Origin of the sequence: Couchioplanes azureus, assembly GCF_014648355.1 — a bacterium.
Lineage (GTDB): Bacteria > Actinomycetota > Actinomycetes > Mycobacteriales > Micromonosporaceae > Actinoplanes > Actinoplanes azureus.
On the sequence record NZ_BMQY01000054.1, the window covers coordinates 1 to 533 of the forward strand.

Annotated in this window: 1 protein-coding gene; it reads left to right on the forward strand. The window is 72.8% G+C overall.

The window, feature by feature from the left end:
• Nucleotides 1-97 precede the first annotated feature (97 nt).
• Nucleotides 98-533: CAP domain-containing protein (locus IEY99_RS33845; protein WP_229799512.1), on the forward strand; the 436-nt coding region annotated here is incomplete at its 3' end.

Below are 533 nucleotides of genomic sequence, written 5' to 3' on the forward strand. Positions count from 1 at the left end.
GCACCTGAACCGGCATCAGCGAAGCCCGCCGGCCCTCCGAAGGGAATGGCGTGCCTGGCGAACAAGCGCCCGGGCGGAGTTGTCGAAAGGTTGTCCCGTGCAGAAGACCCTGGTCCGTCGCCTCGCCACCCTCGCGCTGATCCCCGCCGCCGCCTTCGTCGGCCTGATCATCGCCGGAGCGCCCGCGCAGGCCGCCGTGGTCTCCACCTCGACGCTGCAGACGCAGGTCGTCAGCCTGTCCAACCAGGCACGCGTCAAGGCCGGCTGCAAGGCCCTGCCGGTCAACGCCGCCCTGCTCTGGGCCGCCCGCGGGCACAGCAAGTACATGGCCACGACCGGCCGCTTCAGCCACACCGGCGCCCGCAACTCCACCTTCGTCGCCCGCGCCCGGGCCGCCGGCTACACCGCCCCGCGCAGCGAGAACATCGCCTGGGGCTACCGCAGCGCCCGCGAGGTCGTCAACGGCTGGCTGAACTCGCCGGGCCACCGCCGCAACCTGCTCGACTGCGGCGCCAAGACGTTCGCCGTCGGCG